Source organism: Armatimonadota bacterium (assembly GCA_013359125.1).
Lineage (GTDB): Bacteria > Armatimonadota > Fimbriimonadia > Fimbriimonadales > GBS-DC > JABWCR01.
This window is the reverse complement of sequence record JABWCR010000020.1, coordinates 26,994-53,898: the sequence shown is the minus strand read 5'-3', so window position 1 is coordinate 53,898 and position 26,905 is coordinate 26,994. Positions and strand designations below refer to the sequence as shown.

Annotated in this window: 24 protein-coding genes and 1 pseudogene; 14 read left to right on the top strand and 11 right to left on the bottom strand. The window is 58.7% G+C overall.

Annotated features, from left to right (window positions below; genetic code table 11):
* The first annotated feature begins 70 nt into the window (after window positions 1–70).
* Complete coding sequence (locus tag HUU60_09850) at window positions 71–901, top strand: glutaminyl-peptide cyclotransferase (GenBank protein NUL83011.1); 831 nt, start codon at window positions 71–73, stop codon at window positions 899–901.
* Here the strand turns inward: HUU60_09850 and HUU60_09845 are convergent.
* Together HUU60_09845 and HUU60_09840 are read right to left on the bottom strand one after the other, a co-directional pair.
* On the bottom strand, window positions 894–2,042 hold the full coding sequence (locus HUU60_09845) for a CofH family radical SAM protein (protein NUL83010.1): 1,149 nt from the start codon (window positions 2,040–2,042) through the stop codon (window positions 894–896). The genes HUU60_09850 and HUU60_09845 overlap by 8 nt on opposite strands.
* A 21-nt stretch (window positions 2,043–2,063) precedes the next feature.
* A complete protein-coding gene (locus HUU60_09840; GenBank protein ID NUL83009.1) occupies window positions 2,064–3,410 on the bottom strand; it encodes a DUF1929 domain-containing protein in 1,347 nt (448 codons plus the stop codon).
* 48 nt (window positions 3,411–3,458) lie between these two features.
* Here HUU60_09840 and purL point away from each other — a divergent pair, with 48 nt between their 5' ends.
* Window positions 3,459–5,711 carry a phosphoribosylformylglycinamidine synthase subunit PurL gene (gene purL / locus HUU60_09835; protein ID NUL83008.1) on the top strand — a complete coding sequence of 751 codons (2,253 nt, stop codon included), beginning with the start codon at window positions 3,459–3,461 and terminating at the stop codon, window positions 5,709–5,711.
* On the opposite strand, the gene HUU60_09830 is transcribed toward purL, so the two are convergent.
* Window positions 5,666–9,292, bottom strand: coding sequence for a PD40 domain-containing protein (locus tag HUU60_09830; protein NUL83007.1), 3,627 nt, complete (start codon window positions 9,290–9,292; stop codon window positions 5,666–5,668). The two genes, purL and HUU60_09830, sit on opposite strands and share 46 nt — an antisense overlap.
* 52 nt (window positions 9,293–9,344) lie before the next feature.
* Window positions 9,345–10,121 (bottom strand): hypothetical protein, encoded by a 777-nt coding sequence (locus HUU60_09825; protein NUL83006.1) that lies wholly within the window; start codon window positions 10,119–10,121, stop codon window positions 9,345–9,347.
* An 88-nt stretch (window positions 10,122–10,209) separates the two neighbouring features.
* Between HUU60_09825 and ilvC the strand changes: the two genes are divergently transcribed.
* Entirely contained in the window at window positions 10,210–11,208 is a 999-nt protein-coding gene (gene ilvC / locus HUU60_09820) for a ketol-acid reductoisomerase (GenBank protein NUL83005.1), read from the top strand.
* A gap of 25 nt (window positions 11,209–11,233) precedes the next feature.
* Window positions 11,234–11,986: a prepilin-type N-terminal cleavage/methylation domain-containing protein gene (locus tag HUU60_09815; protein NUL83004.1), complete on the top strand. Its 753-nt coding sequence runs from the start codon at window positions 11,234–11,236 to the stop codon at window positions 11,984–11,986.
* 3 nt (window positions 11,987–11,989) lie between these two features.
* Here HUU60_09815 and HUU60_09810 read toward each other — a convergent pair whose 3' ends face one another.
* Both HUU60_09810 and HUU60_09805 read right to left on the bottom strand, forming a co-directional pair.
* On the bottom strand, window positions 11,990–12,931 hold the full coding sequence (locus HUU60_09810; GenBank protein ID NUL83003.1) for a BMP family ABC transporter substrate-binding protein: 942 nt from the start codon (window positions 12,929–12,931) through the stop codon (window positions 11,990–11,992).
* Between the two features lie 17 nt (window positions 12,932–12,948).
* Window positions 12,949–14,784 (bottom strand): aspartyl protease family protein, encoded by a 1,836-nt coding sequence (locus tag HUU60_09805; protein NUL83002.1) that lies wholly within the window; start codon window positions 14,782–14,784, stop codon window positions 12,949–12,951.
* A 58-nt stretch (window positions 14,785–14,842) separates the two neighbouring features.
* Here HUU60_09805 and HUU60_09800 point away from each other — a divergent pair, with 58 nt between their 5' ends.
* Together HUU60_09800 and obgE are read left to right on the top strand one after the other, a co-directional pair.
* Window positions 14,843–15,598, top strand: a complete 756-nt coding sequence (locus HUU60_09800) for a tetratricopeptide repeat protein (GenBank protein ID NUL83001.1) — start codon at window positions 14,843–14,845, stop codon at window positions 15,596–15,598.
* Window positions 15,585–16,871, top strand: a complete 1,287-nt coding sequence (gene obgE, locus HUU60_09795; GenBank protein ID NUL83000.1) for a GTPase ObgE — start codon at window positions 15,585–15,587, stop codon at window positions 16,869–16,871. The genes HUU60_09800 and obgE overlap by 14 nt, the downstream gene beginning before the upstream one ends.
* A 32-nt stretch (window positions 16,872–16,903) precedes the next feature.
* Here the strand turns inward: obgE and HUU60_09790 are convergent, their stop codons facing one another.
* Window positions 16,904–17,374: an Hsp20/alpha crystallin family protein gene (locus tag HUU60_09790; GenBank protein ID NUL82999.1), complete on the bottom strand. Its 471-nt coding sequence runs from the start codon at window positions 17,372–17,374 to the stop codon at window positions 16,904–16,906.
* 144 nt (window positions 17,375–17,518) lie between these two features.
* Window positions 17,519–18,160, bottom strand: coding sequence for a PEP-CTERM sorting domain-containing protein (locus HUU60_09785; GenBank protein NUL82998.1), 642 nt, complete (start codon window positions 18,158–18,160; stop codon window positions 17,519–17,521).
* Window positions 18,161–18,548: 388 nt separating this feature from the next.
* Between HUU60_09785 and HUU60_09780 the strand changes: the two genes are divergently transcribed.
* Window positions 18,549–19,229 (top strand): DUF3298 and DUF4163 domain-containing protein, encoded by a 681-nt coding sequence (locus tag HUU60_09780; GenBank protein NUL82997.1) that lies wholly within the window; start codon window positions 18,549–18,551, stop codon window positions 19,227–19,229.
* Here the strand turns inward: HUU60_09780 and HUU60_09775 are convergent.
* Entirely contained in the window at window positions 19,226–20,092 is an 867-nt protein-coding gene (locus HUU60_09775; protein ID NUL82996.1) for a hypothetical protein, read from the bottom strand. The two genes, HUU60_09780 and HUU60_09775, sit on opposite strands and share 4 nt — an antisense overlap.
* A 301-nt stretch (window positions 20,093–20,393) precedes the next feature.
* Window positions 20,394–20,498: pseudogene (locus HUU60_09770) on the bottom strand (DUF2497 domain-containing protein).
* 67 nt (window positions 20,499–20,565) lie between these two features.
* On the opposite strand from HUU60_09770, the gene HUU60_09765 reads away from it, so the two are divergent.
* From HUU60_09765 to HUU60_09735, 7 genes are read left to right on the top strand one after another with little or no spacing between them, the layout of a single operon-like run.
* Window positions 20,566–21,276: a hypothetical protein gene (locus tag HUU60_09765; GenBank protein ID NUL82995.1), complete on the top strand. Its 711-nt coding sequence runs from the start codon at window positions 20,566–20,568 to the stop codon at window positions 21,274–21,276.
* The gene (locus HUU60_09760; GenBank protein ID NUL82994.1) at window positions 21,269–22,054 is read left to right on the top strand and encodes an ABC transporter permease; all 786 of its coding nucleotides are present in this window, start codon (window positions 21,269–21,271) and stop codon (window positions 22,052–22,054) included. The genes HUU60_09765 and HUU60_09760 overlap by 8 nt, the downstream gene beginning before the upstream one ends.
* Window positions 22,051–22,800 carry an ABC transporter ATP-binding protein gene (locus tag HUU60_09755; GenBank protein ID NUL82993.1) on the top strand — a complete coding sequence of 250 codons (750 nt, stop codon included), beginning with the start codon at window positions 22,051–22,053 and terminating at the stop codon, window positions 22,798–22,800. The genes HUU60_09760 and HUU60_09755 overlap by 4 nt, the downstream gene beginning before the upstream one ends.
* A 35-nt stretch (window positions 22,801–22,835) precedes the next feature.
* The gene (locus HUU60_09750; protein ID NUL82992.1) at window positions 22,836–24,254 is read left to right on the top strand and encodes an MCE family protein; all 1,419 of its coding nucleotides are present in this window, start codon (window positions 22,836–22,838) and stop codon (window positions 24,252–24,254) included.
* Window positions 24,255–24,270: 16 nt separating this feature from the next.
* On the top strand, window positions 24,271–24,732 hold the full coding sequence (locus HUU60_09745; protein NUL82991.1) for a 50S ribosomal protein L9: 462 nt from the start codon (window positions 24,271–24,273) through the stop codon (window positions 24,730–24,732).
* The gene (locus tag HUU60_09740; GenBank protein NUL82990.1) at window positions 24,729–25,142 is read left to right on the top strand and encodes a ribonuclease HI family protein; all 414 of its coding nucleotides are present in this window, start codon (window positions 24,729–24,731) and stop codon (window positions 25,140–25,142) included. Before HUU60_09745 ends, HUU60_09740 begins: the two co-directional genes overlap by 4 nt.
* Window positions 25,139–26,335, top strand: coding sequence for an argininosuccinate synthase (locus tag HUU60_09735; GenBank protein ID NUL82989.1), 1,197 nt, complete (start codon window positions 25,139–25,141; stop codon window positions 26,333–26,335). Before HUU60_09740 ends, HUU60_09735 begins: the two co-directional genes overlap by 4 nt.
* Here the strand turns inward: HUU60_09735 and HUU60_09730 are convergent.
* Window positions 26,332–26,793, bottom strand: coding sequence for a hypothetical protein (locus tag HUU60_09730; GenBank protein ID NUL82988.1), 462 nt, complete (start codon window positions 26,791–26,793; stop codon window positions 26,332–26,334). The two genes, HUU60_09735 and HUU60_09730, sit on opposite strands and share 4 nt — an antisense overlap.
* Window positions 26,794–26,905: the final 112 nt, after the last annotated feature.

Sequence of the window (26,905 nt, the reverse complement as noted above, 5' to 3'; positions counted from 1 at the left end):
CCCTTGATGTTGCACGATACTCATTCGCCGCGCGGTTCGTCTTTCCTACAGAGCAGGTACAATGGCCTTGATGTTGCGCGCAATCAGACGGCTTGGGACGGCGGCTTTGGCAGGTCTTGTCGTGCTGGCCGCTTGCGGACCAGGCGGCGCAAAAAGCACAACCCAACAACCGCTTGAGCCTGCGCCCGAAACGGCCCCCGTTTACGGGTTTAAGATTGTCAAAGAGTATCCGCACGACCCCAAAGGCTTCACCCAGGGTCTGGTCTATCTAGACGGGTTTCTCTACGAAGGAACGGGACAGGAGGGCCTCTCCAGCCTGCGCAAAGTCGAACTGGAAACCGGGCGCGTGCTGAAGAAGGTCGATTTGGACAGCCGACTCTTCGGCGAGGGCATCGCGATCTTAAACGACAAGGTCTACCAATTGACCTGGCGCAACCAGACGGGATTTGTGTACGACCTGGCCACCTTCCGCAAAGAGCGCGAGTTCAGCTATCGCACCGAAGGATGGGGGCTGACGCACGACGGCGCGCATTTGATTATGAGCGACGGCACGGCGACGCTCTACTTTCTCAATCCAGAGAGTCTGCGGATCGAGAGACAGATTATCGTAACGGACGGCGGCATTCGTCAGGACTATCTGAACGAACTTGAAATGATCAACGGCGAGATTTGGGCAAACATCTGGAACTCCGACATGATCGCCCGGCTCGATCCTAAGAGCGGAAAGATCAACAGTTACGTCGATCTGACAGGGATATTGGCAACGAAGCATCGGCACGGCAAGGAAGACGTGCTGAACGGCATTGCGTACGACAAAAAGAACGATCGAATCTTTGTTACGGGCAAGAACTGGGCAAGGCTCTTTGAGATCAAGGTCGAGCCGAAGCCCAAGGCTAATTGACGACGTTCAGCAACACCCGCGCCTCTCTTGGCTCCTCGTCCTTGGCCTCTACAATCTGATAAAGGCTGTCTCGTTCGACCGGGATGCGCCCGGCCTCTCGAATAAGATCGAGCATCTGGGTTCGCGTCAACACCTGTCGCTTTTCGCCTGGCGCATCGTCCTGATAGACGATCTCGTACTCGTGAATCGTGCCGTCCACATCGTCCGCGCCGTACCAAAGAGCGGTCTGCGTAACGGCCGCCGTGTTCATAATCCAGAAGCTTTTGATATGGGGAATGTTGTCCAGCATCAGTCGGCTGATGGCGATGTTCTTAAGATCGTCATAGCCTGTGGTGTGAGGAAGGTCCTCCAAATCGGTGCCTTCTGGATGGAAAGCGAGCGGCGTCATAGCCAGAAAGTGGCCGGTCTCGTCCTGCAATTCGCGCAGTTGAACAAAGTGATCGACTCGCTCTTCCAGCGTCTCGCCCATCCCATAGAGCAGCGTCGCATACTGCTTAAGACCCGCGTTTGCGACCGACTTGGCAATCTCGATCCATCGCTTGCCGTTGATCTTCTTATGAAACAATTCGGCATGAACCCGGTCGCTCAAAACTTCGATTCCCCCGCCCGGCACACTGCCTAAACCCGCCTCGCGAGCATCCGCCAGCGCCGCATCGACCGTGGTGTTGCCCACTTTGGCGATTTCTTCCCACTCCACCGCCGTAAAAGCCTTCACATGAACGCCGGGGCGCTCCTCGCGCACCGTTCGAATCACGTCCATATAGTAGTCGTAAGGAAGCCGAGGATTGACGCCGCCCACCATGTGCACCTCTGTAATGGGAACGTGTCTGTGGGCCCTTAACCTTTGGCGAATCTCCTCCAAAGAGAGCGTATAAGGAGACGGCCCGCCCTTCTTGGCGTAAAAACTGCAGAACTTGCAGAACTTGTTGCAAATGTTCGTGTAGTTGATGTGCTGGTTGCGCACGTAGTAGGCATTATCGCCGTGCAACCGTTCGCGCGCGATGTTTGCCAATCGTCCGATTCCGGTCAGATCGCTGGATCGATAGAGCGCCGTGCCGTCGTCAAAGCTGAGCCTCTCCCCCTGTTGGACTTTGTGATAGATAGGCACGAGTTCTGGACTGAGAAAGGCTTCGGCGCGCATGGCGAAAAGTATACCTGCGCGTTAGGGACGTTTCTTGATCGTGCCGACGTCCAATCGCCGGTCGCCCGTCAATTCGGTTTCGACCGTCTTGCCCTGCCAATCGCCAAATGGCTTGATGTGCACCCGATACTTGCCATGTCGAATGGAAGCCAGCGCACGGATTTGAAACCGACCGCCTTCGTTAATCCGGCTGACAGGCAGCGCATGTTCGCCTAAATAGGTGTCCGCGTCGAGCTCTCGAATCTCGACGCGCACTGGAGAGTCAAACCCCTTGTAATCTTCAAAAACGCCCTCGATCGTGGCGCCCATGTAGGTATCGATCCGCACCCAGCCTGCTTCGCTCGGCGCGTCGTTCGCATCGACCAGAAACAGCATGTACCACCCCGGCGGGGCGATCTTTGGATCCCAAGGCATGGCGGCCTCGACCGTATCTCCGTCGACCCGAAAGTGGCATCGCACCAGCATCTGGTCGGAGTTGACCGAACGAGAGACGCTGGACGGCCGCACCAGCGCCACCGACTTGATCTCCGCCGCGTAATCGCCCTTCGCCTTAGCGTACTTGATCTTGGCAACCTCGCCGTAGGCCCAGGTCTCTTCTCGGGGAATCGATAGGATTCTGGGTCGCTCGTCGGCTGTGCGCTTCTCGTTCGTGCCGGGACGATAGGCGTAAGGCGGGAAAAACAGCGTCGGCGAGCGGGAAACGTATTTGTCGCACTCGACTTCTGGACCGTGGCGGTGGCGAACCATGTTGGTGCCCGCAGACAACAGACTGCTGTCCGCCAACAGCACGGTGGTCGATCCGTAAGCGCGCATGGCGTCCGGCGTGCCATGCTGACCGCCTAACCGCGCATTAGAGCCAAAGCAATCCTGAATCGCCTTGTCCGTATCGCCCCGCGGAGCGTCGGCCAGCGGGATCAGCGCGCCGGCGCCAAATCCCCATTGCCCGTTCTCGCCTGCTCGATAGAGCCAAGTGGAGTAGCTGACGTCTTCCCACGTCCAGTCGCAATCGTTGGGCTTCTTCATCCCGCCGTTGATCAGGATCTGTCCCGTCGGCAAAATCGTCGCATTGAGATAGACCTTGCCCTCGCCGTTGGGCGAGGCCGGACCGCGCTCCCAAGTTACTTCTGCGTTGCCGCCCACGCGCAAAAGGGTGATAAACGACGCCCCGCCGTGAACCGTGCAACCGTCCGCGCCGCCGATCTGCGCCACCTGCCCCATAACCTGATCGGCAAGGTTCTGCGGATTGAGCGCCCTGGCCTCCATTCTCGGCAATAGCACGGTCGAGCCTTCGTATCGGTTCAGCGCGAGCGACGGCTGCTGAGCAAACGCAAAGCCCAAAACCATGCAGAATGCCAAAAAGAGTTTCATAACGAATTAGATTCTATCACGTTTTAGCCGCCGGGTAACATTGGAGCAATGCGATCTCCCGAAACTTGGCGACAGCTGGGTCTCAATGACGACGAATACGAAAAGATCGTCCAACTGATAGGGCGCGAGCCGACCGAGACCGAATTGGGCATGTTTTCCGTCATGTGGTCGGAGCATTGCGGATACAAGTTCTCCCGGCCCGCCTTGCGCCTGTTCAAAAACTATCGCGAAGCGCAAGACGCGGGCGGATTTGAGAACGCGGGGCTTATATCGCTGACGGAAGACCTGGGCGTGGCGATGAAGGTTGAAAGCCACAACCATCCGACCGCCGTCGAGCCTTTTCAGGGCGCTGCGACCGGAGTCGGGGGCATCGTTCGGGACATCTTTACCATGGGCGCGCGGCCCGTCGCCCTGCTCAACTCGTTACGATTTGGACCGTTGGACGACGCAAGAAACCGCTACCTCTTCGAACAGGCCGTAGCCGGCATCGGCGGCTATGGCAACTGTATCGGCGTGCCGACGGTAGCGGGCGAAGTCAGCTTCCATCCGCGCTACAGCGGCAATCCGTTGGTGAACGCCATGGCTGTGGGAATCGTCAAGCGCGAGATGATCACCTATGCCCGAGCGGACGAACCGGGCAGCATCGTGCTTTACGTAGGCGCAAGGACCGGGCGAGACGGCATACACGGCGCAACCTTTGCCAGCGTCGCCCTGGGAGAAGATTCTGAGGAGAAGCGCCCGAACGTGCAGATCGGCGATCCCTTTATGGAAAAACTGCTGATCGAGGCCTGCCTGGAGGCAATCGAGAAGGGTTTGATCTCTGGGATGCAAGACATGGGCGCCGCCGGTCTCACTTGCACCACCTGCGAACCGAGCGCCAAATCGAACACGGGCGTCGAGATCGACGTTGCCAAAGTGCCCGTGCGCGAACAAGATATGACGCCCTATGAGATTATGCTTTCGGAATCGCAAGAGCGGATGCTCTGCTTTGTAACGCCCCAAAACGCAGAGGCCGCCAAAGCGGTCTTCGCCAAATGGGACCTTCAAGCCGTCGAGATAGGCCGCGTTACCGATACGGGAAAAGTTACCGTGTTAAACCGGGGCGAGATCGTGGCCGACGTACCCTCCAAAGCGCTGACCAACGAATGCCCGACCTATCGGCTGCCCATCGAAGAACCGGAGTACTACCGCCGGGCCAAAGCCTTCACGCTGGACGCCGTCCCCGATGTCGCCGATGCCAAAGGCGCCCTGCTCAAACTGCTCGCCTCGCCCAACATCGCCTGCAAGCGCTGGGTCTACCGCCAATACGATCACACCGTGCAAGCCGCCACCGCACTCTTGCCCGGACAGGGCGACGCGGCAGTGATCGCCGTGGAAGGCACGGAAAAAGGGATCGCGGTCAAGATCGACGGCAACGGCCGCTACTGCTACTTTGATCCTTTTGTCGGGGCGCAAATTGCGGTGGCCGAGGCGCTGCGCAACGTCGCCTGCACAGGCGGCGAGCCAAAAGCAATCACCGATTGTCTTAACTTTGGCAACCCTCAGCGTCCAGAGGTCTTTTGGCAGTTTTGGCGATGCGTGGAGGGCATCGCTTCCGCTTCGGACGTTTTGGGCGCTCCTGTCGTGTCGGGCAATGTCAGTTTCTATAACGAGAGCGAGCTAGGCGAGGTGTTCCCCACCCCGACCATTGGCGCGCTGGGCGTATTAAAAAAGGTGGACAGGCGAGTTGGCGCAGGATTTCAACCGGGCCATCGAATTGCGATTGTGGCTGCGCCCACTCCGGCCGATCGGCTTGAAGGCTTGGGCGCATCGGAGTATCTCAGCGTCGTTTGCGGCATCGAGGACGGCCTGCCGCCGCCGATCGATCTATATTGCGAAGCCAAACTGCATAAGTTTCTCCATTCGGGCGCCTCGTCCACCCTGTTTCGATCCTCGCACGACTGTTCGGACGGCGGATTTGCCGTAGCGCTGGCGGAGTGCTGCATCATGGGCGGCGTAGGAGCCAGCGTGCAGATGCCCGGCCAGGGTCGATTGGACGGTCGCCTCTTTGGCGAGACGCAGAGCCGCGCGATCGTCAGCTATCAAGACGAAAAAGCCGTTGAGCGCTTGGCAGAGCGCCTCGGTCTCGCTTTTGTGCCTATTGGCGAAACGGGCGGCGAAGAGATCGTCATCGAAGGCGTTCTCGCCCTCTCTCTCTCCGCCGCCCGCGACGCTTACGAAACCGCCCTCCCATCAGCGATGGGGGGGGGTAGACGCTACTTATCCCTGTTCGGTATCCCTCGGCCACTGCGGTCGGGATAAGCCGGCTTGGCAGGCGCCTTGTAGGGGTTGCGCCGCAGCTCGTCCAACATATGCTGGATCGCCGCGTCCAACTGGGGATCGCCGCCGTTCTGCATCTTGGCCGGATCGTCCCATACCAAAATGTCCGGATCGACGCCGTGCCCCTCGATGCCCCAGGTGCCGTCCGTCTCGTAGAATCCGAAGGTCGGCACGCTGAGCGAACTGCCGTCGATCAGCCCGGGCGTGCCCGTCAAACCGATCAATCCGCCCCAAGTGCGCGTACCGATCAGCTTGCCCAGCCCTGCTTGCTTGAAGTAGTAGGGGAAGGCATCGCCGCCCGAGCCGGACGGACCGTTGATCAGCATGCATTTGGGCCCAAAGTGAGCATCGGGCGGCCAAGGCCAATCGACGCCGTCCCGACGCGCCCAATAGTTGGTAACCGGTCGATTGAGCAGTTCGATGAAGCGCGTCGGAATCTGTCCGCCGCCGTTCCATCGCTCGTCTATGATCAGCGCATCTTTGTGCATTTGGCCGTAGAATTGGCGCACCAGGTTGGTTTGGCCGTTGATGCCCGTATCGGGCACATAGATGTAGCCCACGCGCCCGCCGGTCTTCTCTTCGACGTACTTGCGATTGCGCTCGATGGCCCACCGGTAGCGCTGGCCGCCGTCGCCGCCCATCGGTCGCACTAACACGTCCTTAGCGTCGGCATCCTTGGTCGGCTTGGAGCTGACGGTGATCGTAGTCGGTCGGTTGGCCGTGCCGATAAATGCGGCCCAGATGTCCTTGCTCGTATCGATCGGCTTGCCGTTGACGGCCAGGATGTAGTCGCCGACCTTGATCGAAACGCCTAACTGGTCGATGGGGCTGCGCTCGTCGGAATCCCAAGCGGCGCCCTTGTAAATCTGGGTGATTCTGTACGCGCCATCATGCAACTCATAATCGGCGCCGAGCGAGCCGACGCTCACCGTCGTTTGCGGCTCTCCGGTTGCGCCGGGATTATAGTAGACGTGGCCTGCGTTCAGTTCGGAGATCATTTCGGCGATGACGAAGCCAACGTCCTCGCGACTGTTGCAATACTGCAACAGCGGCTCGTACTGTCGGCGGACACCCGGCCAATCGACGCCATGCATCCCCGGATCATAGAAGATATCTCGCAGCAGCCGCCACACGTCGTTGAACACCTGCTGCCACTCCTCGCGCACCTCGACAATGGCGGTCATGCCTGCGGTGATGACGTTCTCGGCGTTCGCGCCCGCCGATGCGTCTTGTATGGCGGGCGTGCCCCCGCGCATGAAGATGATCTTCGTGCCATCGGCCGAGATGTCGAAGTTGCCCGCGCCAGTAGCCACGCTCTTCTCTTCGGTCTTGCCGTCGCTAAAGTCGACGAGTTTGATCGCATTCTCGTTCGGTCGGGTAAAGAGCAGATGGCCGCGGTTGTTGACCGCTAGCCGCCCCACGCGACCGGCTGCCAATCCCAAGCGGATCGAGCGATCTTCGATGCCGTCCCAATCGATGCTGAACTTGGCCGGCTTCTTCTCCTCCGGTTTGGTCTCTTCGGGCTTCTTCTCGGGCTGTACGGGTTGAGCAGCCGCGGTCGGCGCACCGCCCGTTCTTTCGGCGCTCATTGCAAAAGAAAGGCCCATCGCGGAGACCGTTCCGGTCATTTTGCTGCCAGCGATAGTCGCAACCATTTCGAGTTGTGCGACCTGTACGTCCGCAGTCAAAGTCAACTGCTTGGAGCCAGGGTTGTAACTGCCGGCAACGGCGCCGCTCGCCAACACCGTTTCTAGCGTGCCGGTTACTTTGTTGCTGGCGTCCATGGTCAGCTTCATGGTAAAGTCCAGGCCGTCTGGCGGGATCGGCGATGGGCCGGTTACTTTGCCCTTCCACTCGCCCGTAACGTCGTCCAAGGTCGCAACGAATGCAATCGGAGCGGATCGCGCGTTAGATTGCGCCTTCTTCTCCTCTTTCACCGGCTCCTCGTCGCTCTTGGGAAGGAACGGATTCTTCACGTCCTTGCGCAAGGGCACGGCGATAATGACCTCGGAGTTGTTGTAGATCCAGTTGGTGCCAAAGTCGTCGTAAGTCGCCGAGAATGCCTGGCGCGAGATATAGAAGAGCCACTCGCCCTTCCTATCGAACGTCGGATTGCCCGACGAGAACATGTCCGAGCAGACCTGATGCTTCGTACCAGTCTCGACATCGTAGACCATGACGTAGGCCCGCCGATTGAGCGAGGTCAGATCATAGGCGATGTACTTGCTGTCGTGCGACCAGGCATAGTCGGGCGGGTTTGACCAGATGTCCTTATCGACCTGCTTGACCTCTCCGGTCTCAACGACCGCGTAGCTGAGGATGCCCTTTTGATCGGTAAAGCCGATCATCTTGCTATCGGGCGACCATTGTAGATTTCGGCGGAATCCCGGCCCCATTTTCGTTACTTGCTTGCTCTCGCCCTTGCCGTCCCCTGGCGTCAGCCAAATCTCATAGTCGCCCGATCGGTCCGATAGATAGGCCACCCATTTGCCGTCGGGGCTCCATGCAGGGCTGCGCTCGGCATAACCGCTCGATTCGGTCAAGTTGCGAACGCTGCCTTCTTTGGTCGGAGCGGACCATACGTCGCCCCGCGCTTCGATAACGGCGCGCTTCCCGGTTGGCGAAATGCCGAACGATGCGACCGAATTGGCAACGTTGTATTGGCGAGGCAGAAGCTGTGCCTTATCGCCCGGAATGGTAACGGGCACAGAACGCACAGAATGGCTCGGCAGGTCCATCACCATCATCTGGGCGCCGTACTGAAAGACGATCGCGTCGGCGCCAATGGACGGCCATTTCACGTCAAAGTCTCTATATCGCGTAACCTGTTCGCGCCGATTGTTGGTCGTGTCGTAGCGCCACAGGTTCAAACGGTTCTCTGGGCCTTCGTCGGTTAGGTAGTAGACGTACCGACCGTGCCACATGGGGAACGTGTCGTTGCCCGGCCACTCGGTAATGCGTTTAGAGGTCTTGGTCTGAAGATCGAACAGCCAGATATCTGGGGCAAGGCCGCCCTGATACCGTTTCCAAGTGGCGCTATCGTTCTGCTGAAGCAGATAAGCCAACCATCGCCCGTCCTCGCTCAGCGCCGCATTAAATCCGTAGGGAACCGGCAGTCTTGTCCACGCGCCGCCCGTCGAAGCCGCCGTGTAAATCATCGGCCAGCCGGGCAAGGTCGCCTCGGCGCTGCTGCCAAACAGCAATTTCCCGTTGCTCATCCAGGCAAAAAGCTGCTCGTTGCCGGGATGATGGGTGATGCGCTTGGGAACTCCGCCCGTTACAGGCATCGTATAGATGTCTCGCCCACCCTCGTAGTTCGCGACGAACGCAACTTGGGAGCCGTCCGGGCTAAAGCGCGGCCAGTTCTCGGGGCCAGAAGGGCTGGAGAGCGGCATCGCCATCCCACCCATGCGAGGCACAACCCAAAGGTCGTTGTTATACAGAAAGCAAATGTGCGTTTTGCCGATGGCCGGATAGCGCATCATCTGCGCGGGCGGGCTCTGCTGAGCAAAGGCGAAAACGATCGAGACGGCGAGAAATGCAACGAGCGAGAAGGACTTCATTCCCGGGAACCTCCGTGTCATGGGTTGGGTAACGCATTGTACCACGCGCGGCCTACACCATCGGTTCCGATTCTTCGCCCTTTTCGTCAGACAATTCTATAACGGCGCGCACAACGGCCGCTTGCGATTGGTTTCCTTGCGCTTCCAACCATTCCGCAACCTCGTGCAGAAAGTAATAGACCGTATCGGTGGGCATGGCAAGGCTGCGATATTGGCGTTGAACCTCGCACAATTGCACAATGGCGGGAGCCACCAATTCGCGCAGATCGCCTTCCTTCGACTGCCAGATCTGGATGATCCAATCGGGCGCTTGCAACATGAGCCAATGCCACGCGGAGCCCTGATAGACCTTCTCCTTCTCCAGAAAGGCCACCATCTCGCACAGCCGCACATAGAATTGAAAGCACTCGATCGCCGAGCCTTTGCGCCCTTGGGCCGCCATGTAACCGCCCAACAGAAGCACCATATGAGCGTACTGCGCCAACGGCACGCCTCGCTTGTTGAAGACCGTCTTAAGCCGCTCCCACGCCTCGTCCAAACGGCCCAGCTCCATCATCAGCGAGATCTCTTGACGCACGATCACGGCATAGATGCCTGGCAGAACGCGCGGCAGCCCGTCCGCTTGGCGCAACACCTTCAAGGCATCGATCGGCTTGCCGTGCCGCTTCAATTCGGCTGCGTACTGCTGGATGACTTTCGAGGCAAAACCATGCTCGGCCATCTCCATCGCCTCGTTGATCAGTCGCTGATAGGTCTCTCTTCTCTCCTCTATCGGCATCCGCCGCACGCCGTGAAGCTCTCGGTTGAGGTCGTCTCGGGATCGTCTCATGGGGATTGTCCAGCGGCGGATTATACCGCGGTTTTGGCGACCTAAGTCCCAAGCCTCCTACCAGTTTTCAGCGGTATACTTGCGCTCGATGGCCGACCTCTATTACGACTCAGACGCCGATCTGTCGGCACTGAAGAACAAAACGATAGCAACCCTGGGCTATGGCGCTCAGGGTCGCGCTCAAGCCTTGAATCTGCGCGATTCAGGCCTCCAGGTCATCGTCGGCGCGCGTCCGGGCCGGTCGATGGACCGCGCCGCCGAGGACGGCTTTGAGCGATGCCCCATTGCCGAAGCCACGGAGCGCGCCGACCTGTTGGCGATGCTGATCAACGACGAGTATCAGCGCGACCTCTACAACGAGAGCATTTTCCCTCATCTACAACCGGGCAAGACGCTGCTCTTTGCTCATGGGTTCAACATCGCGTTCGGACAAATACCCCCCCCGTCCTATGTGGATGTGATCATGGTCGCGCCGGTCGGCGTCGGCGAACTGGTTCGGCGCCTCTATCTTCAAGGTTCTGGCGCGCCTTGTCTGATAGCGGTCCATCACGACTATTCGGGATCGGCTAAAGCTACGGCGCTCGCCTATGCCAAAGCGATTGGAGGAACCCGTGCGGGCGTGATCGAAACGACCTTCAAAGAAGAGTGCGAGACCGACCTGTTTGGCGAACAAGCCGTCATCGTCGGCGGACTGACCGCCCTGCTGACAGCCGGATACGAGACTCTGACCGAAGCCGGTTATCAGCCGGAGCTGGCCTACTTCGAATGCGTCCATCAACTGAAGCTGATCGTCGATCTGATCTACGAGCGCGGCATCTCGGGCATGAGACAAGCGATCAGCGATACAGCGCTCTACGGCGATCTGACCCGCGGGCCTCGGATCGTTAACGATGAGACCAAGGCTCGGATGCGAGAACTGTTGAAAGAGATCCAGGACGGCCGCTTTGCCCGCGACTGGCTGCAAGAAAACGTTGTCGGACGCCCCGTCTTTGGCTCGCTATTGAAGCAAGGCGAGGATCACCCTATGGAACAGGTCGGTAAAAACCTTAGAAGAATGGCGACCGAGGGCGCAAAGCCCGATTCTTAGGTTATAATTCCCCTGGAGGATGAGCATGCGAAGAGGCTTTACCTTGATTGAACTGTTGGTGGTGATCGCGATCATCGCCATTTTGGCCGCGATTCTGTTTCCCGTCTTTGCCCAAGCGCGCGAGAAGGCGCGCATGACCACATGCCACTCGAACAGCCGCCAATTGGGCCTCGGAGTCATGATGTACGTGCAAGATTGGGCGGAGACCTTTCCGCCATCGACCAACTACGCCGCTCCCGCCGATTCTCCGGAGAGGGTCTGGATGGCGATCATGCAGCCATACGTTAAGAACACCGGCATCTTTATCTGTCCAAGCGCCGAAAACGCTGCCTACGGCAATCGATGGGCGACCCGCGACCGACTGCCTATAGGCTACACCGCGGCGGCGGCTTTTGATCCTGCCCAAATCGAAGGATTCCCCGATATGTTCGGCCCGGCAAAATTGGAAGAGGACGCCCGCATTCCCTTGTTCGGCGACACGGCAAGCGGTCCTGGCGCAATGAAATACCGAGGCTATGTCTTCGATCCCTACGTCGGCTTGGAAAACGCGGTCGATCCGCGCCTGGGCACACCCTTGGTAGCCGATCGAGACCTCGTCATCGAACTCAATCATCTGCGCCCTGCACAGCTCAAGCCGCTCTACTGCCGGCATCAAAAGACCGGCCGAGACGAGGGCATGTGCCTTCTAATCTTTGCGGACGGCCATGCAAAGAACTACTCCGCCAAGTCGATCTTGGCTCAACAGGGCGGAGCCAACTTGCTCTGGCGCTTCCGCTAAGCGTTACACTTTGGGCGGCTTGAAGCTTTTCAAGGCGGCTTCGTCCGCCGGAGGCTTCAGCTGCCCATTGACGATCATAACGCGCAACCTCTCGACCTTCTGCAACAGCGGCGCGGGAACGTCCTTCTTGGTGTGCTTCATCGCGCTCATCCCCACGCCGCCTTCCTTCACGCCATAAACGATCTGCCCTGACTTAAACTTCCCTTCCGATGCCCGCTTGCACACATCGAATACCGCCTGATCGACCCGCTTGACCATGCTGGTCAGCACCCGTCCGGGCGCCAGGCCGTCTTGATCCATATCGACGCCGATCGCGTAATAGCCTGCGCCGCGCTGCTTGGCCGCCTCGATCACACCGATCCCGCACCGACCCGCCGCATGATAGACAATGTCCGCACCCTGTCGAAACTGCGTCAGCGCAAGTTCGCGGCCCTTGCCCACATCGTCCCAATTGCCCGTATAGCCGACCAATGTCCGAGCAGCCCCCATCGTCTGAGCGCCCGCCCGATAGCCCGCCTCAAACTTCTTGATCAAGGGCACGTTCATGCCGCCGACAAAGCCCACGATCTTCTTTTTGCTGACTCCCGCGGCCAGAGCGCCGACCAAAAACGAGCCTTCCTGCTCGTTAAACTTGATCGAGACGGTATTGGCCGCCGCTGGAGCCGAACCGTCGATAATGGCGAACTTGACCGCAGGATAACGAGGCGCAACCTGCTTCAGGGCGTTCTCCATCAAGAACCCGACCGCAAAAACCACGTCGTACTTCTGCCCCGCCAATGCGCGCAGATTCTTCACATAGTCGGCAGCCGTGGCCGACTCCAAATAGCGCACTTCGGCGCCTAACTTCTGCTTGGCCATCTGCAATCCTTGCCAAGCCGATGCATTGAACGACTCGTCCCCAATGCCGCCAACGTCCGTTACCATCGCCGCACGTATCTTTGCCATCTCTTTCTCCTCCAGTTTCAGTAAAGCAGCGTCTCTCGTCTCAGGTTCAGCTCCAGCGACTCTCCGTCTCTTAACACCACAAGCCGAACGCGCGTGTTCTCCGGTCCGCGCAACCATGATTGTACTTCCCTTGGCGATGCGCCCTCGGTCGAACGACCGTTGACGCTGAGCAGAACGTCGCCGCGTTTCAAGACGACCGAAGCGGGCGATACCGGGATCATCGAACTCACCGTTGCCCGCTCTGCCGAAGGCCTCAACACAGCCCCAATGCTCGCGTTCTTGTCATTGCCCGGAGGCGTCTGGCGAACATACGCCTTCCCCGAACGGTAATCCACGGTAAACTCGAATCTCCGCATCACATTGATGCCTAGCACGCCCACATCCGTGCCTGGCATGATGCTGCTGGAGGCATTGGACGTGAAAAGCGATGCCAAGTCTTCGACCACAAAGTCGGCGCCGCCCGAGTCGATCTTCAAGTCTCCCACTCTCGCGCCTCTCATCGCCTGCGAAAGCCCCGTAGCGCCCGTCGCCGCCATCACGGGCTGAGACGCTCGTCTCGCCCGGTCGGGCACCATCGAGGTCGGTAGCGAAGTAAACTTCGCGCCAGTATCCAAAACCAGCCAGCCTTCGGTCCAATTGGACACCTCGCACCGAAAAGTCGGCGTCCCCGCGATAAAATGCAAACCCAACTCTATCGAGTCTTTTGGCTTCTTATACGGCTCCCGCGCGTCCTCAAATCGAATTTCGCCCTTCGAGAAGTCGAACGTTACGCGAAAATGGCCCAAGAAATCCGAACCTAAGACGCCCTCCACTCCCAGCGCGGTCGAAATGAAACCAAGATCGCCCACTGCGATCCACTTGTCGCCCACTGCCGCTCGTCCAAGCTGCACCATGCCGGCGCGAGCGCCGTGCAGCGTCAGTCCGCCGCTGACCGACCTCATGTTGATTCGGCCAAGAAGACGGAGGCCGATCGACGAGGCCAATGACCTTGAGACTATCGTCTGGCTGGCGCCCGAATCGAGCAGCATCTTCGCGTCCTTTACGCCGTCGGGTCCTCTCAGTTGTACAGTAACGATCGGCATGAGCCCTCGGTAGCCCACCGAATGCGCATAGGGCAGCCTGCCGGCAAAACTCTTCAACTCTACGGCTCGCCGATACCGCTCCCGAGCGTCGATCCTGGACGCGATCTCCAACTTAGCGATCTGCATCTCGCCAAAGAGCTGACCGTCATAATAATCTCGCCGATGGTGGGGAGCCGCGCGGCCCGAAACGTTTCGAAAGTCGTCGAACGTCGAGGTCTTGATCGCTCTGGACTCGCGCAATGGATGCCGACCCCACACCTGAAAGCCCAATAACCGAGGTCGCAATAGATGCAGATAGAGTTCGACCGCTTGATCCCTTCCCTCCCATTCGGTGCGAACGGAATAGACTCGCACCGAACGTCCGTCCGGCATTTTGCCGCTGCTGACAGTCGGCGACAGATCGCTCTGCCGAGAGAGGTGGGCTATGAGGCGCGATTCGGAGTTCTCTTGCTCGGAGGGCCGCATTTCCAAAGGGCTCACACTCCTGAAAACGCCCTCCGTCATGCTAAAAACGCCGTTGGGTGTTTGCCAAACCTCGGAAACGCGCCCCGCCGATTCGGTCCTCAAATACCCCCATCCGGCATACCGCTGCGACACAAATCGAGCGCTATTGCTCGAAATCGCATGAGACAGCAAGCGACCCTCGGCATAAACGGTCGTCGCAAAGCGCAACGGCTCGCGAAACTCGTTAAGGGCTTGCTTCAACTCCGGCTGCGTCGAACCGACCAGAGCGGACAGTGCGAACGCGGCACAGAACGCTATCGGCCGCATAGACAACCGTTTCGACCCTGCCCGCCTCGCTCCTGCCCGCTCGGGTAAACTGAGGGATATGGGCGAAGGCCTTTGGCGCGCTACGGTCGTCGTCTTGCTCGGGTTCGCTTCCCTCATCGTTCTCGCTCGTTCAGAACGCCCGCAAGGATGGAACCGTCTAACCGAGGCTATACAGACCGCCGATGGTCAGAGCATCCTAAACGTCGCCTCGGAAATCGGTCAAACCGGCGCCAACGACGCAAACTCCCGAATGGCCGTCGCAACGGTGCTGTTGGCCTACGGTCGAGCCGACCTTGCGGTTACCTACTTAGATAACGAAGCCGAAACTATACGGTTCAAGAACCAGGAAGAGGAGGGGGTCTATTGGCGATTCGTCGGCGATGCGGCGCTCACCGATAGCGGTCTAACCATGAGCGCTTTGGCCGCCTACGAACGAGCGCTGCAGGCCATGCCCAACGATCATCTCGTTTTGAACAATTACGGCTACATCTTGGCCGATACAGACGGAGACGCCGAGTTGGCGTTCCAACTGACGAACAAAGCCTGCGAACTGAGACCCGGCTTGGCGACCTATTTGGACAGTCGAGGCTGGGCGCTCTATAAGTTGGGACTATACGACCGAGCGATCGAAGACCTTCAGGCAGCCGTGCACGGAGACCCGACTAGCTGGGAAATCCGGTACCACTTGGCCGCCGCCTACTCGAAGATCCAATACAAAACAGAGGCCAGAATCGAACTGGAGAAAGCGATGAGACTGGCGCCCCGCTCGGTCGATTCGAAGGACCTCATGCGAGAGATCGATGTTCGTCGATGAAGTTGAGTTTGAGGTTCTTGCCGGACGGGGCGGCAACGGCGCCGCCTCGTTTCGCCGCGAGAAGTTTGTGCCCAAAGGCGGGCCGGACGGCGGAAACGGAGGCAGGGGCGGGAACGTCGTGCTGGTCGGAACCAGCTCCCTTTCTACCCTGCTGGATTTTCGATACCGAAACCGAATCAAGGCCGATGACGGCGGAAACGGCGAAGGCTCGCACCGTCAAGGCAAACGCGGCAAGGACATCCTGCTCAAAGCCCCGTTGGGCACGATGGTGTTCGACGACGAAACCGGCAGGCGCATCGGCGATCTGATCGAAGAAGGCCAGAAAATCATCATCGGTCGCGGAGGTCGCGGCGGGCGAGGCAATGCCAGCTTCGCCACCTCCACCCGGCAAACGCCCAAGTTTGCCGAAAAGGGCGCCCCGGGCGAGAAACGGCGCATTCGGCTCGAACTCAAGCTGATGGCCGACGTGGGGGTGATCGGCATGCCCAATGCGGGCAAAAGCTCGCTGATCAGCAAAGTTTCTGCCGCCAAGCCCAAAATCGGCGACTACCCCTTCACAACGCTCGCGCCCAACTTAGGAGTGGTGCGATATGGCGACTTTTCGTTCGTCATGGCCGATATGCCCGGCCTCATCGAAGGCGCTCACGAGGGCGTCGGACTGGGGCATCGATTTCTGCGACATGCGCAACGCGCGCGCGTCCTGCTCCACCTGCTGGACGCCTCCTTTCTGTCCGGCCGAGACCCGTTAGACGATTTCAAGACCATCCAACAAGAACTCGCTCAGTTCGATCCGGAGCTTCTATCTCGCCCCATGATCGTGGGACTCAATAAAATCGATGTCGCGCAAGAGCTGGACAAATTGAGCGAACTGGAGCAAACGATCCAGCAACAAGGATTCGAAACCGTCCGACTCTCCGCGCTGACCGGCGAGGGAACCGAACCGCTGGTTGCTCGACTGGCCGAACTCGTCAGCAACCTCCCTCCGCCCGTTTTCGAACCGGAGGAGGAGATCGTTGATGCCGATGAGCCGCCATGGACCGTCGAAACGGTGAACGGCGAATACCTCTTGTCCGGTCGCAGCGTCGAGCGGATGGTGCAGATGACCGACCTAGATAATCCAGAAGGGCTACAGATGTTGCACCGAAAGCTCAAATCGACGGGAGCGCTACAAGCGTTGAAAGAGGCGGGCGCGAAAGACGGGGATACCGTGCGAGTGGGCGAAATCGAACTCGAGTACGTTACCGACCTAAGACGCAGAAAGAAAGAAAGGTAGACGCGGGATCGCTCCCGCGCCTACGCATCGGGCTACTCGGTCTGAACCTCAACTTTAATGCTCTGCGGTTGAGTCGGTTGTACCTTGGGCAGGCGAATCTCCAGAATGCCCGACCGATACGTCGCCTTCACGCTTGCCGCATCGATGTCCGCCGGAAAGTCGTACCGGAAGCTAAACTCGCCGGAGACGTTCGCGCCGTTCGAGAAGAGCGTTGTAACGTTCTCCCCCTCGATCCAAGCCTTGCGCCGACCGCTCACCGCGACCGTAGAACCAGAAACCTGGACATCGAACGCGGCCTCCTCTGCCCCAGGCACAACGGCTAAGAGCACAAAGGCCTCAGGCGTGTCATAAGCATCCAGCGTCGGTTGCCAAGCCTGCCGCAACTCGCCGCCCGTCGGCGATTCGAAGAATCGGTTGAACAGATAGTCCATCTCCCGCCAAGGATTCCAGGGCGTCAGCTCAAATTGCGGTCGATGCCGCAAAGCGATTCGATTACCAGCCATGTTACTTCCTCCATTGTCGTTCTGTTGAAATTTGTAGAACGAAACCTGCGCGTCCTACACTCATATTATACGATGGCTTGTCAAGTAGGTTCCCAACTCGCGGCAAAAAAATGGGCAGGCCGCGACTGGCCTGCCCCGTATGGCCTACCGGCGTCGCCGCCTGGCCAAAGCGATCAAGCCAAGCGCCAAAGCGCTTAGGCTGGCCGGTTCGGGCACCAACGTTACTCGCCCGGCGCCCGACTCGGTGGGAAACCAAGATTGCCCGCCGCTCAGGGTCAGTTCGGTGAAAATATCGAAGAAACTATCGATCCGATACATCCCGCCGCCAATATCCTCGATTGTGGTCCGCCCCGTAGACGGCAGCGTCGGGCTCTCCCTTATCATGACGCCGGCGGGCAGATCGCCGCCCGAGATGTCGAGTTGGATCATCTCTGTGTCGAAAATGCGCAGGTTGCCAATCTGGTCGAGCCATCGCACAATGACGGTGCAGTCTGCATTCGCGGTCAGTCTGGCGGGAGTTCCGCCGCTGATGCTGACATCTGCGCTGACGCGAGAGCCAAAGGAGTGGGTCGTCGTTCCGCCCGGGCCTGGGGGCGGCGAAGAGTTGGTGAACATGTCGTGGATCGGATTAGACAGTTGAACTAATCCGCTGGCATAACGGGCATGAAATTGCCCTACGTAGGAGCTGTCGCTGGGCGGCAGATTGTCGCTGTTCCGAATGACCTGCGCCATCGAAGTTGTGGCTGCAATTGCCGCCGAGACGACAAGCAACATCAAGCGGTACATTTCATCCTCCTTTTGCAATGCTCACGGATCTCTGCAACTAGGCAAAGTCCAAAAGGTTAAGTTCGCCCAAACTTGCGCCGATTCCTTCCTTGTCCGAACGAATTTTCGCAGTCCCTCCGCACCCGCCGAAACGCCGTTCGGAACGCCAGGCTTCTGCCTGGCCCGCTCTTTTGGCTCGCGGGGACGCTCGCCCTCCCGTTTGGCGGCTTTGGCTCGCGGGGACGCTCGCCCTCCCGTTTGGCGGCTTTGGCTCGCGGGGACGCTCGCCCTCCCGAACAATTCCCGGCGACGCAGTTCATTGGGAGGGCGAGCGTCCCCGCGAGGCGAACCTTGCTTCTAGTACGGTCTCGCAGGTAGAATCAAGAAAAATTAAAGGAGTAGGAAGAACATGAGATTCCTCGTCGTGCTCGCGCTTGCGGGCATCGCTGTCGCACAGACCTCAAACTACCAGATGAAGTCGATCAACGCCGATAAGAAGGGCTATTACTCGGCGAAGACCACCTATCCCCACTTTGCAAACCTTGGCAAAACAGGCGAAATCGCCAACGCCGCGATCAGCGACTGGACAAAGAGCGCGCAGACCGCATGGGTCAAAAGCGCCGCCAAGAATCCTCAGGCACCCCGCGTACCTTATGAATTTCTCGCAACGCCGACCGTGCATCGGAACGATTTGCGAGTCATCAGCCTCTACTTCACGGTCTACGAGTTCACTGGAGGAGCGCACGGCAACACGAACTTCGTCTGCATGAACTTTGGGCAAGCAAACGGACAGGTTCGAAAGTTGAGCATTGGCGATCTTTTTATGCCCGGATTTGACTACAAGCGATATCTGTCCGACCAGATTCTGGCGCAACTGCAAGGGGTCGAGCGCGCGGCATGGGTGGCCGGCGCCGAGGTGGTCGAGATCAAGCCTGCGCAATTGGAAAACTTCACGATCCACAAAGACGGCCTCTACTTCTTGTTTCCTCCCTACGAACTGGGCCCCTATTCTTCCGGAACGTTCAAAGTGCTGGTGCCCTACACGAAGTTAATGGAGCATCTGAACAAGGGCGTGTTGTTCGCTCGCTAGGCGAACCGATAGGAACAGCCGCGCGGCTCGGCTTGGGCCGCGCGGCCGACCAACTCAAAACCGTTTTCCCTTCTAATAGCCGCGTCTTCGGTGCGGATCGCCAAGACCGAGTTCCAATTCGCCAAGTCGTAGTGCGTCAGGATGCCCATTTCGCCCAAACCGACTTCGGTTAAAGAAATAGGATCGATAACCCGAGTCTTGAGCCACGGCGGATTGCGAAACAGGTTCGACGGCCCAGCATAGCATTGAGAGGCCATCTCGCTCATGCCGTATTCGGAGATAATGTCGTTGGTCCCAAACCGCTCGCTCAGCTGGTCATAAAACGCCCTTCGATCGATCTCGATGTCTGTAGACTTAAAGCCGCCCGTCTCGACGATCTTAGAGCCGTTGGAGAGTTTGACCGCGTCCATTCGATAGAGCGCGACCGCCGTGCCAAAAAGCACAAAAGGCTCCTGCGCCGCGATCTCTACTGCCGGCCTGGTTTCTATGAGCGTCGAGACCATGTAGGCGAGGGACGAATCGGGCGCATCGGACCATGGGTCGATCAGCGAGCAGATCGGCATGGGGTTGCCGCCTTCGACGAAGCGAGAGTAGCCGTGCTCCAATGACGCGCGATAGAGATGGAGGGCGCCAGCATCCATGTAGTGTCGGCTGCGTTCGCCGCTGCCGGTACCGCTAGACAGGAAGCATATGGCGGCCTCCTCTTCTCGGCACCGAGTCAGGCTCCAGCGTTTGAAGGCCACGGCAGGAACGGGCGGAATCTGCTTCCAATCGACCAGAGGAGGCTGGACGCCCAATCCGTTACAGAATTGGCGATACGGTTCGATCTCGTCGTACTGGACGCGGAAGAGTTGAACGGCCAACGCATTGAACTCGGCCTCGTCCTCGAGTCCGGCACGAATGAAGGTCTCGATCCGTTGTTTCAGGGGCTTCAGGACTTCTTCTTGGCTTCGGCTTTGGCCTGCTTGATCGCGGCCTTTAGCTTCTTGGCCTTTCGATGTCGGCGCTGGCGCAGTTCTCTTACTCGCATCCTCATAGGGCGGAATTATACCTAACTCGAATGGTACAATTGCGACCAGTGAAAAGGCTCGTCTTGCTCGCATTGCCGATCCTCTTGGTCGTTGCCCTGGTGTCGCCCATTGTCGCACAGCGCGGCGGCGGATTTGGGGGCGGTCGTGGCGGAGGCGGGGGATTTAGCGGAGGCGGAGGCGGGGGATTTAGCGGAGGCGGAGGTTCAAGAGGATGGGGCGGCGGGGGTGGAGGCGGCCCGATCATCGTTAATCCGGGCGGAGGCTATGGGTGGCCTCGCTGGGGCTACAGCCCGTTTATCAATCCAGTGTCGGTCTGTAGCCTAGTCGCCATCGGATTCATCGTCTTCATTGTAGTTACGTCGGCCTTGGCGGCCAACCAGGCCAACCGCCGTCGATATGCGCGAAGCAACTGGGCGACTTTGGACGAATACGACCTTGTTGCGGGCGTCTATCTGCTCAAGAACGGCCGATCGTACACCCGCCGTTTGGGTCAGATGATCGCGGCTGCCAGCTTCGAAGACCCATCCGCCCGCGCCAACGCGGCCAAGACGATCGGAGAGATTTTGTTTCACGAAGACATCGTCCGAGCCTATTTAGAGACTTGGCGCGCGCACCGCGACGGCGATTATCTCTCTCGATACGGCGAAAAGTTAGCGCAGAGGGCATGGGATCTGATGGTTGTGGATGCCAGCGTTGTCAACGTGGCAACGGACGGCGAGGCGGTCGAGTATTCGGGAGAGTCTCAAGACAAAGACGAAGTAATCGATGGCGAAGCGCTAATCTTCTTGATGGCCATCGTGCCTACTGGCTGGATGCAGGATTTGCGGGACGGGGGCGCGACCGAGGCGATCAAGTTCAGGGACGCCTTGATCAATCGTCCGATCGAGCATAACGCTGCGCTGTACGTTTGGTTTGTGCCCGATCAGGGAGCAAGCATGAAGCCAGAGCGGGCAGAAGAACTTTTCAATGCCGCCGTCAATGCGCTAAAAATGGGCGTAGGCCGAGACAATGGATGAGCTGAGTTGGGGCGCGAGTTCGGACGCTCGCAATCCGATCAAGTCCAGTCTGGCGTTCGTCGGCGAGGTCGCTTCCCTCTTTCTCTCTACCGTTCGTTCGGTGCTGACAGGCAAAATCGAGTTCAAAGAGACGATCCGCCAGATGGCGTTCATCGGCGTGGCATCCATCCCCATCGTGGCGATCACTGCGGCGTTTTCGGGCGCAGTGCTGGCTCTTTACAGCGCGACTCTTTTGGTCAAGTACGGGGTCGGCAGCCTGGCAGGCGGGGCGGTAGGACTCTCGGTAGCCAGAGAAATCGCTCCTGTGCTGACCTCGATCATGGTGTCGGCGAGATGCGGGTCGGCCATTGCCGCGCACATCGCATCGATGAAGGTTACCGAACAGATCGACGCCTTGCGGGCCTTGGCCGTCAGTCCGATCAGTTATCTGGTCGTACCGCGCACGTTGGCCGCGCTGATCATGGTGCCCGCGCTTTGCACGGTCGCCAACTTTTCGGGCATCTTTGGCGGCGCGATCGTTGCGGGGGCGATCGGCGTTTCCTACTATTCATACTTCGAATCGCTTCGCGCAACGATGGAGACGTTCGACATCACAGGAGGATTGATCAAGGCGGCGGTCTTTGCGCTGATCGTCGCTTTGGTCGGCTGTCAGCAGGGATTAGGCGCATCCGGCGGCGCCGCAGGCGTGGGAAGAGCCACCACGCGCGCGGTCGTCATCTCGCTCTCTCTAATCTACATCGTCAACTACTTTTTGGCCGATGCCCTGTTCAACCGATGAGCGCGCCCGCAATAAAAACGATCGATCTTCATTACCGCATTGGCGGCAAGCCGATTCTTTCGGGCGTCAATTTAGAGGTTCATCCCGGCGAGGCGGTCAGCATCATGGGATCGTCAGGATCCGGCAAGACGACCCTGCTCCGGTGTATATCAGGCTTAATCCAGCCAACTTCCGGCGAGATATGGGTAGAGGGAATCGAGATTTCGAGACTTTCTGAGCGCGATAAACTCCAGATTCGGCGGAAATTGGGCATCGTCTTTCAATACGCGGCGCTTTTCGACTATTTGACCGTCTACGAAAACGTCGCGTTCGGCGTCGAGCGGCTGAGCAAGCCCGCCAAAGGAAAGATTGCCCAGATCGTTCAAGAACGGCTCGCTTGGGTCGGATTGGAGGGCACCGAATCGCTTTACCCATCCGAGTTGAGCGGGGGTATGCGCAAGCGGGTCGGCTTGGCGCGAGCCCTCGCGACCGATCCCGACATTGTGCTGTTCGACGAACCGACCAGCGGCTTGGACCCCGTTACCGGCTTTCAGATCGATTCGCTCATTGCGCGCCTTAAGCGCGAATTGGGGCTGACGGCGGTGGTCGTATCGCACGATGTGGCGAGCGTGATGAGGGTTTCGGACCGTGTAGCGATGCTCTCTGATGGGGTTGTGGCGGCGGAAGGAACTCCGCAAGAGATTCATTCCAGCGATCATCCTCAGGTACGCTCTTTTATGCAGGCGGCATCCGCAACCGTGCTCTAACGACCGATAATGAAACCGTTTTGCGAGGGATTGCGATGAGAAACGATGCGGTTTTGGTGGGCTTGATGGTCGTCCTTGTGGCGCTCGGCCTCTACGTGGGATACGGCTATCTGCGCGCGCAACAGGATACTCGCGGCTACTACACGATCAGCGTCGAGTTTCCCAGCGCAAAAGGCATCTCGCCCGGCGCTCCGGTCATGATGTCGGGCGTAAACATTGGGCGCGTCAAATCGGTCGATCTCTTGACCGACAGGCCTGGCGTGAACGTGAAGCTTCACATCAAGCCGACCGTGCAGATACCAGAAGGCAGCACGTTTAGAACTCCCGCCAGCATCCTTCTTCCATCTGAAGCCCGCATCGATGTTCAACCGCCGCCGGTCTACTCCGGTCGATACTTGGCGCGCGACTCGGTTGCTAAAGGCGTCTCCCCGACGGATCTGGATAAACTTCTGCCCGACGTGGGCAAGACGCTCGAGCAGATTCAGGGCACTTTATCGTCAGTGCGGCGATTCTTGGACGACCCCGAACTGAACAAAGCGGTCATCAGCACGATGAAGAATCTGGCCGAGACGGCCGAGCACATAAGCAATCTCACGCTTCAAGCAAACCGCACATTGCAGGCCAATCAGGGAAATATAAACAGCATCATGCGAGAAGCCGCGCTGACAGCCAAGGAGGCGCGACTGGCCATCCAGAGCGCCCATGCCCTGATTGGCGATCCGGCATTGAAGGATGAAGCCGTGGCCATGCTGACCAGCGCGCGAAAGGCGGCTGAACATGCGGAGGCGTCGCTGGCGGCGTTCCAAGAGTTGACCAGCGATCCCGAGACCCAGGAAAACATGAAGGCGACGCTCGCAAACGCCAGGCAACTGAGCGACCGGTTGATCGAGCTGACCGGGCAAGCGACCGAACTGATCGAGAAGGCTTCTACCTTTACCGATAAGGCAACCACGCTGATGGAGGACGGTTCGGAGGTGGCGGAGGCTGCCAAACAGACGCTAAGCCGGATCAACCGCACTTTGGGCTCATCGCCGAGCCTGGCCAGCGCTTTTGGCTTTGGCGAACCGACCTTTCAGTTAGATTTTCTGTCTGATGTGAACTCGAACCGCTACCGGACGGACACCATACTCTCCATCCCCTATCGCAACGATAGCTTTTTCTACCTGGGGATCTACGATTTTACGGAGACGGATCGCGCGATTTTGCAGTACGGCACAAAGGTCCATTCCGACCTATCGCTTCGCTACGGTCTCTTTGCCGCCAAACCGAGCGTTGGGGTAGACTATACGCTCAACAATCGAACGCATTTGGCGGTTGACCTGTTCAATCCCAACGACCTGCAAGTAAACTTCAAAATAAGGCAGCGACTGTGGGAAAACGTATTCGGCTGGGCCGGGGTCGAGGGTGTTGCAAACGGCAATCGCCCGACAATAGGCCTGCAGATTCAGCGATAGCGCAAGGAGAATTGGCATGAAAGTGATATTGACCCGAGATGTGCCCAAAGTGGGCAAAGAGGGCCAGGTTGTCGAGGTAGAAGGCGGATACGGACGGAATTATCTGATCCCTCGCGGCCTGGCCATGATGGCGACGCGGGGCGCCATGAAGAACTTGGCCGACATGGAGAAGGCGATCGCCCGGCGGCACGAACGCACGATGAAGGACGCAGCTTCGGTCGCTCAGAAGTTGGACGGCAAAAGCGTCAAGATCGAAGCCAAGACTGCGCCCAACTCGACAAAGCTCTTTGGCGCGATCACGGCTAAGGACGTAGCCGATGCGATCGAGAGCCAGCACAGCATCAAGGTGGACAAGCGCAAAATCGACCTGATCGATCCGATCCGCAGCGTCGAAACGAAAGAGGTCAAGGTGCATTGGGCCGGGGAGATCGAAGCGACGGTTACGGTGGAGGTCGAGGCGGCCACCCCTGCTGAATGACGGTCATCCTTTACACGGACGGCGCCTCGCAAGGCAATCCTGGCCTTGCCGGAGCAGGCGTTGCCATTACGGATGAACAGGGCCGCTTGCTGGCCGAGGAGAGGAAGTTTCTGGGGCAGCAAACCAATAACGCGGCCGAATACGAAGCGCTCATCTTGGGACTTGAAACTGCCAAGAGATTAGGGGCGAGAGTGGTTCACTGGCGCACGGACAGCGAACTGTTGCAGCGTCAATGGATCGGCGTTTATAAGATCAAGAAACCCGAGCTGATGGTTCTGGCGCAGAAGGCTCGCAAGCTGGCCGATCAGTTTGAGAAGGTAACGGCCGCCCATATCTATCGAGAGGAGAACTCCATAGCGGACGGATTGGCCACCAAGGCGATCAAGGAGCATTTAAGGCAATTAAGATGAGCGACAAGACGGCGGTTTTGGTCTATTCGGGCGGTCTGGACACGACGGTCTGCATCCCTTTAATGCGCGAGCGGTACGGCTTTGATAAGATCGTAACGGTTACAGTCGATGTGGGCCAGCCGAGCGAGGACGTGCAAGACGCTGCAGAGCGGGCGAGAGCGCTGAACGCCGAGCATTACACGGTGGACGCTAAGGCAGAGTTCGCCTCGGACTACTGCTTTCCGGCGATCGCGGCAAACGCAGACTACCAGGGATACCCGCTCAGCACTTCGATCGCGCGACCATTGATTGCGGCCAAGGCGGTCGAAACGGCCAAGACGCTGTCCCGAGCAGACGCCTTCGTCCACGGCTGCACGGGCAAAGGAAACGACCAGTTCCGCATCGAGTTCATGATCCGCGCCCTGATGCCCGAAGCCCAAATCATCGCTCCCATGCGCGAGTTGAACATGACGCGTACAGAAGAGATCGAGTACGCTCGCAGTCACGGCGCCCCCATCCACCAGTCGAGCGAGAAAATATGGAGCATCGACGAGAACTTGTGGGGCCGGTCGGTGGAGGGCGGACGGCTGGAAGACCCGTCGTATGCGCCGCCAGAGGAGATCTTCCAATGGACGGTCGACCCGACCAAAGCCCCTGACCATCCTCAAGAAATCGAGATTCGCTTTGACCAGGGTCGGCCGGTCGCGTTAGACGGACAGTCGCACTCTCCCCTGGAGATGATCGTGCAGCTGAACCGAATTGCCGGGGCGCACGGCATCGGACGCATCGACATTATGGAAGATCGGATGATCGGCCTAAAGGTGCGCGAAAACTACGAGTGCCCGGCCGCCGTAACGCTGATTACTGCGCATCGAGCCTTAGAGGCCTTGGTCTGCGCCAAGGACGAGCTTCGTTTTAAGGAGCAGGCGGATCGCGCTTGGGCCGAGTTGGCCTATGCGGGGCTGTGGATCGATCCGTTTAAGGCCAGCCTCAAGGCGTTCATCCAGAAGGTCCAAGAGCGGGCGACGGGAACGGTAAGACTGCGGCTTTACAAGGGGTCGGCACGAGTGATCGGGCGCGAAAGTCGCTGGGCTCTCTATGACGAGAACCTGGCATCGTTCGACACCACCGACTTCGACCAGTCCGAGATGGCGGGCGCCGTCAAGGCGCACGGCTTAGCAGCGCGGCTCTATCGGCGGTTGAGCCAGGGTTAATTCGCGTCTGCCAGGCGCTTAGGAATGATGAAGCCCTCGTAGGCCGAAATGGCTATGAAGACCCAGTCCATCACTTCCAGGGCGGATGGGAGGTCGGGGAGTATGGCGATCGCCCGTTCGACGATGTTCTTGCCAAACAGATCGCCAATCCCTTCGCGCTCGGCAACGTCGGCAAAAATCAGCGCGTCGGCTATGAAAACCGAGAAGCCGCCTAATACAGCGCCGATGATGAAGAGAGTCATGTTGTCCTCTTTCTCCGATCCGAACGAGATGGCGCCTCCCACCAGCGCGCCGCAGACGATCGAGACGAGGCCGAGCTGATAATTGGTGAGCATTGTGAACTGCCAATAGACGACCGAACCAATAAGCATAGCCAAGACGCCTAAGACAATCGCGCGAACCGTGTTGCCGCTTTTTGATGATTCCGTTCCCGTATATTGAGGCTGATCACTATTCATGAGGCACAACTTCTTCGAGCAAGGATTGATTCCCTGCAAAGTACGAACAGGGCGCGCTGAGAGCGCCCGTCGACTCGCTTGAACGGGATTCTTTTGATTTGTAGCACAAAAT

Coding starts and splice junctions, on each gene's coding strand:
- HUU60_09755 (NUL82993.1), top strand. CDS start 22,051: ATGAGCGCGCCCGCAATAAAAACGATCGATCTTCATTACCGCATTGGC.
- HUU60_09830 (NUL83007.1), bottom strand. CDS start 9,292: ATGAAGTCCTTCTCGCTCGTTGCATTTCTCGCCGTCTCGATCGTTTTC.
- obgE (NUL83000.1), top strand. CDS start 15,585: ATGTTCGTCGATGAAGTTGAGTTTGAGGTTCTTGCCGGACGGGGCGGC.
- HUU60_09745 (NUL82991.1), top strand. CDS start 24,271: ATGAAAGTGATATTGACCCGAGATGTGCCCAAAGTGGGCAAAGAGGGC.
- HUU60_09825 (NUL83006.1), bottom strand. CDS start 10,121: ATGAGACGATCCCGAGACGACCTCAACCGAGAGCTTCACGGCGTGCGG.
- HUU60_09780 (NUL82997.1), top strand. CDS start 18,549: ATGAGATTCCTCGTCGTGCTCGCGCTTGCGGGCATCGCTGTCGCACAG.
- HUU60_09730 (NUL82988.1), bottom strand. CDS start 26,793: ATGAATAGTGATCAGCCTCAATATACGGGAACGGAATCATCAAAAAGC.
- HUU60_09790 (NUL82999.1), bottom strand. CDS start 17,374: ATGGCTGGTAATCGAATCGCTTTGCGGCATCGACCGCAATTTGAGCTG.
- purL (NUL83008.1), top strand. CDS start 3,459: ATGCGATCTCCCGAAACTTGGCGACAGCTGGGTCTCAATGACGACGAA.
- HUU60_09845 (NUL83010.1), bottom strand. CDS start 2,042: ATGCGCGCCGAAGCCTTTCTCAGTCCAGAACTCGTGCCTATCTATCAC.
- HUU60_09805 (NUL83002.1), bottom strand. CDS start 14,784: ATGCGGCCGATAGCGTTCTGTGCCGCGTTCGCACTGTCCGCTCTGGTC.
- HUU60_09840 (NUL83009.1), bottom strand. CDS start 3,410: ATGAAACTCTTTTTGGCATTCTGCATGGTTTTGGGCTTTGCGTTTGCT.
- HUU60_09815 (NUL83004.1), top strand. CDS start 11,234: ATGCGAAGAGGCTTTACCTTGATTGAACTGTTGGTGGTGATCGCGATC.
- HUU60_09750 (NUL82992.1), top strand. CDS start 22,836: ATGAGAAACGATGCGGTTTTGGTGGGCTTGATGGTCGTCCTTGTGGCG.
- HUU60_09810 (NUL83003.1), bottom strand. CDS start 12,931: ATGGCAAAGATACGTGCGGCGATGGTAACGGACGTTGGCGGCATTGGG.
- HUU60_09735 (NUL82989.1), top strand. CDS start 25,139: ATGAGCGACAAGACGGCGGTTTTGGTCTATTCGGGCGGTCTGGACACG.
- HUU60_09800 (NUL83001.1), top strand. CDS start 14,843: ATGGGCGAAGGCCTTTGGCGCGCTACGGTCGTCGTCTTGCTCGGGTTC.
- ilvC (NUL83005.1), top strand. CDS start 10,210: ATGGCCGACCTCTATTACGACTCAGACGCCGATCTGTCGGCACTGAAG.
- HUU60_09850 (NUL83011.1), top strand. CDS start 71: ATGTTGCGCGCAATCAGACGGCTTGGGACGGCGGCTTTGGCAGGTCTT.
- HUU60_09785 (NUL82998.1), bottom strand. CDS start 18,160: ATGTACCGCTTGATGTTGCTTGTCGTCTCGGCGGCAATTGCAGCCACA.
- HUU60_09740 (NUL82990.1), top strand. CDS start 24,729: ATGACGGTCATCCTTTACACGGACGGCGCCTCGCAAGGCAATCCTGGC.
- HUU60_09760 (NUL82994.1), top strand. CDS start 21,269: ATGGATGAGCTGAGTTGGGGCGCGAGTTCGGACGCTCGCAATCCGATC.